We start from the raw sequence: 352 nt of genomic DNA, 5'->3' as shown, positions 1-352 counted from the left end.
CTGCTGGCCGCCCGCCTGCCGAGCCGGTTCGGACATGGCGCTGTGCTCGTGTCCGCGGCGGCACTCGGCGACGGCGTGTTCCTGCTCGTTCCCGCACTGCACGGTTCCTCCGTGGTGACGGTTCCCGCGCTCCTTGCGATCAGCTTCATGTTCGGGACCTTCGGTCAGCTGGTGAACGTCACCCTCATGGCCGTCCGGCAGACCCTCACTCCGGACGGGATGCAAGGCCGCGCGGCCGCGACGATCAACTTCGTCGGCATGGGGCTGACCCCGCTCGGTTCGCTGCTCGGCGGCTTCCTCGCGGAAGCGTGGGGGACGCGCACCAGCCTCCTGGTGACAGCCGCAGGCATGC

At 69.9% G+C, this 352-nt stretch carries 1 pseudogene; it reads left to right on the top strand.

From position 1 onward, the window contains the following. Window positions 1-352 (top strand): annotated as a pseudogene (locus tag J0695_RS42330) (MFS transporter); the annotation flags it as partial.

Source organism: Streptomyces beijiangensis (assembly GCF_017315755.1).
GTDB lineage: Bacteria > Actinomycetota > Actinomycetes > Streptomycetales > Streptomycetaceae > Streptomyces > Streptomyces beijiangensis.
Note: the sequence above shows the minus strand (reverse complement) of the source record. Positions and strands in the feature narration are given on the sequence as shown.